Annotated in this window: 3 protein-coding genes; 1 reads left to right on the top strand and 2 read right to left on the bottom strand. The window is 65.4% G+C overall.

The features are described from left to right. Positions 1–37 precede the first annotated feature (37 nt). A complete protein-coding gene (locus SPR01S_RS20750; protein WP_066593701.1) occupies positions 38–799 on the bottom strand; it encodes a tetratricopeptide repeat protein in 762 nt (253 codons plus the stop codon). Continuing rightward, the gene (locus tag SPR01S_RS20745) at positions 799–2490 is read right to left on the bottom strand and encodes an AmpG family muropeptide MFS transporter (RefSeq protein WP_066593698.1); all 1692 of its coding nucleotides are present in this window, start codon (positions 2488–2490) and stop codon (positions 799–801) included. Before SPR01S_RS20745 ends, SPR01S_RS20750 begins: the two co-directional genes overlap by 1 nt. Before the next feature lie 62 nt (positions 2491–2552). On the opposite strand from SPR01S_RS20745, the gene SPR01S_RS20740 reads away from it, so the two are divergent. Next, on the top strand, positions 2553–3695 hold the full coding sequence (locus tag SPR01S_RS20740) for an aromatic ring-hydroxylating oxygenase subunit alpha (protein WP_066593689.1): 1143 nt from the start codon (positions 2553–2555) through the stop codon (positions 3693–3695). Positions 3696–3784 lie beyond the last annotated feature (89 nt).

Here is a 3784-nt window from a genome sequence, read left to right as displayed (position 1 = left end):
CGGCTGCCACCTCCCCCTGGCGGGGGAGGATCTGGAACTATCCCGCCGCGCGCAACTCGCGTAATGTGTCGGTCGCCCAGCGGTACATATCGCCCTCCGCCTGACGCTGGTGACGATCGAGGCGCTTCATCCGGTCCTCGACTTCCTCCAGCACGCCCAAAGCCTCGCGCTTCCGGCCGAGGTCGATCAACAGCGCGGCATAACGGCACCGCGCCTCTTCGCCCGGCATGCGCGTGACGATGTCGCGATAGATTGCCAGAGCGTCGTCCTTGCGCCCGAGATGATCGTAGATCCGCGCCCTCAGCAGGTCGAGGCGATCTCGGTCGCTCTGCCCCGACGGCTTGGCGATCGCGTCGATGACTTGCTGCGCCTCGTCGATCTGGCCTTCTTCGAACAACGCACGGGACAGCTTGGTTTCGGTGCGGGGATCGGGCAGTGGCTGCGCGGCGATCGCCTCGCGATAGAGCGGGATCGCCTCGGCCGGCCGATTGACCGCCGACAGCGCGTCGGCCAGCCGGATGCGATTGGCGATCGTGTCGGCAAGCCCCAGCGCGTCGCGAGCGGCGCGCACTTCGCGTTCGGGGTCGATCGCCTTGGCCGCCTGCGCGCGCATCGTGCGGACGTGACGATTGCCCTGCATGCCCGGCAGCACCTCGACGATGAAATAGGCGATGCAGCCGACCATCGGGAAGAACACCAGCGGCCAGATCCAAAACGTGTTGCGGCCGTTGCGCACGCAATGCACCACGCACGCTATCTGGCAGACGATCGTCCCGCCCGACAGGATCAGGAACAGCATCAGGCAGGTTCGCCGGTATTGCCGGCCTCGACCACGGTCGGAATGCGCGATGCGCGCCACCATTCGAGCAGGACGAACAGGATCGCGAGCACCCCGACCGCCGCGACGTAGCGGAACACGTCGGCATAGCCGTAGCGGTCGATCATCTCACCGGCCATGCCCTTGCCGAGCGAGCCGATAAGGAAGGTCAGCGACGACAGCACCGCATATTGGACCGCCGCGAACTTCTTGCTGACGATCCCCGACAGGAACGCGACGAACGCGGCGAGCGCGAGGCCGGTCGAGATATTCTCGTAGCTGATCGTCAGCAGCAACCGCGCCATCCGCTCGTCGCTGCCGAGGGCGACCGCGAGCGAATCGAGCCGTAATATATGCAGCACCGGGTCGATGTGCGGCGATCCGTCGGCCAGGTCGGCGTACAGGAAATTGCCGAAGATCGGCAGGATCGCGCCGATCAGCACGGTCGGGAATCGTCCGATCTTGGCGAACAGATATCCGCCCAGGCTGACGCCGATGATCGACATGATGATCCCGAAGACCTTGGACGCGAACGCCACTTCGTCTTTCGAATAATGCATAAATTCCAGGTAGAAGGGGTAAGCGAACGACCCCCAGACGTTATAGCAGAGCGCATAGGTCAGGATCAGGCCGATCACGATCAGCACACCCCAACCCAGCCGCGCGACGAGGTCCGCGAGCGGCGCGACCAGCGCCCCGTACAGGTGGTTGGCCGCGGTGCGCGCGGGCGACGTGACCGTGTCATGCTCGCTCTGGACCTGGCGTCCTTGCGCCTTCAGCCAGTTCAGCACGGCGGCGACGGCAAGCGGTACGAGCACGGTCGCAATCACGATCGCCGGGCCATGATATTTGAGGAAATCGCTTGGTGACGGTCGGGGCGCGCCGGCCGGCGTATCGGCCAGCATCGAGATCATGAACCCGATCAGCGAGCCGATTGCCCAGATCCAGCTGATGCCGACGATCAGGAGCGCGATCGCACGCGTCCGCGGCCTGATCTCGCCAGCTTCCGAAAGCGCCTGCACCGCCTCGCTCGGCACGCGTTTGGTATCGGGGGCGCCGAGCGCGATCAGCAGCATAAGCCCCATGATCGCCGCCATCACCAGATAGACGGTCGGCCACGACATGCGCGCGGCCATGTAAAGCGCGATCGCACCGCCGACGATGCTCGCTGCGCGATAGCCCAATTGGTTGACCGCGGAGAGCAACTCGACCGGCGCATCCTCGTCCGCCACATCGATCCGCCAGCCGTCGATCGCGATGTCCTGCGTCGCGGAACCGAGCGAGCCGAGAAACGCGAACAGCGCGAAGGTGCCGATTTGCTGCGCCGGATCGGTAACGACGATCCCCAGCAGCGCGACGATCATCAGCCCCTGACACAACACGATCCAGCTCTTGCGGCGGCCGAGCTTGCCCAGCGCGGGCAATTGCAGGCGATCGACCAAGGGCGACCACAGGAATTTGAACGCATAGGTCAGGCCGATCCACGACAGCACGCCGATCGTCGCCATCTTGACCCCGACCTCCCCCAGCCAGGCGGTCAGCGTGCCGATCAGCAAGGCATTGGGCAGGCCCGACGAAAAGCCGAGCGCGAGCATGGACGCCGACTTGCGCGTCCGAAGCGCGGCGACGAACAATCGCCACCCCTTGGGACGTGTCACCGCGGTACCGCTCATTCAGGCTTGCTCCCCATCTCGTTACGGCAGACACTAGCCGCAAAAATCGGGAGAGGAAGCCCATGAACGTGGCGACCAGGATCGCTCCGACCGCGGGGCAGCTCGCGCTGGCGAAGAAGCTGGCCGAAGGCGGTGAAGGCCGCGCCGGGGGAATAACCTTTGTCGATGCCGCGGCTTATACCGATCCGGCACGGTTCGACGCGGAGCGGGCGAAGATCTTCGCCAAACGCCCGCTGGTGATCGCGCCGTCGGCGCTGCTGCCTGAAGCCGGCATGGCGATACCGCATGACGGCTATGGCAAGCCGTTGCTGATCACCCGCGATCGCGAGGGTAAGGCGCACGTCTTCATGAACGTATGCCGCCACCGCGGCACGCGGCTGGTCGAGGGCCAGGAACCGGTCTGCGCGGCACGATTGGTGTGTCCCTATCACGCCTGGACCTATGCGCTCGACGGCCAGCTGCTCGCGCTGCCGCGGACCGACGCCTTTCCCGACCTCGACAAGAGCGAATTCGGACTACGTCGCCTGCCGACCTATGAAGCGGGCGGCCTGATCTGGTTCGCGTTCGATGAAGGCGCGGATTTCGCCGAGCCGGAAACGCTCGGCCATGACTTCGACGCCTTCAATCTGGCCGGCCAGCACCTGTTCCGCCGCCGGACCCATGACGTCGCGGCGAACTGGAAGCAGATCATGGACGCGTTTCTGGAGAGCTATCACGTCCAGCGCCTCCACGCCGCGACGATCGGCCCGTTCTTCAAGGACGGCGTGGCGTCGGCCGATACGATCGGCGCGCACCAGCGCTCGGCGGTCGGGCGCGACGTCTCGGCGGACGATTGCGCGGCGGAAGACTGGCCGACGCTTCGGCGCGCGATCACCTACACCTATCAGATGTTCCCCGCGACGGTGCTGATCGTCAGTCCCGACTATGTGAACCTGATGACGCTGATGCCGCGCGGCGTCGACCGCGTGCTGGTCGAGGATTTCATGCTGATCCCCGAGCCGCCCGCGACTGACAAGGCGTTGGCGCATTGGGAAAAGAGCTGGAATCTGCTCGACGGCGGCGTCTTCGGCGCGGAGGATTTCCGCGCCGCTGCCTTGTGCCAGCAAGGACTGATGTCAGGCGCGATCGACCGGCTGACTCTGGGCAGCATGGAAGGCGGAATCCGTCTATTCCACGATGCGGTGGAGAGAGCGCTGAAGGGCTAGCTAAATCCTCCCCATCGCAGATGGGGAGGGGGACCGTTGCGCAGCAACGGTGGAGGGGAAATGTCCCGTCCTCGCGGCTGCGCCGCTGC

This window comes from Sphingomonas pruni NBRC 15498 (assembly GCF_001598455.1).
In the GTDB taxonomy this organism is placed as follows: Bacteria; Pseudomonadota; Alphaproteobacteria; order Sphingomonadales; family Sphingomonadaceae; genus Sphingomonas; species Sphingomonas pruni.
Note: the sequence above shows the minus strand (reverse complement) of the source record. Positions and strands in the feature narration are given on the sequence as shown.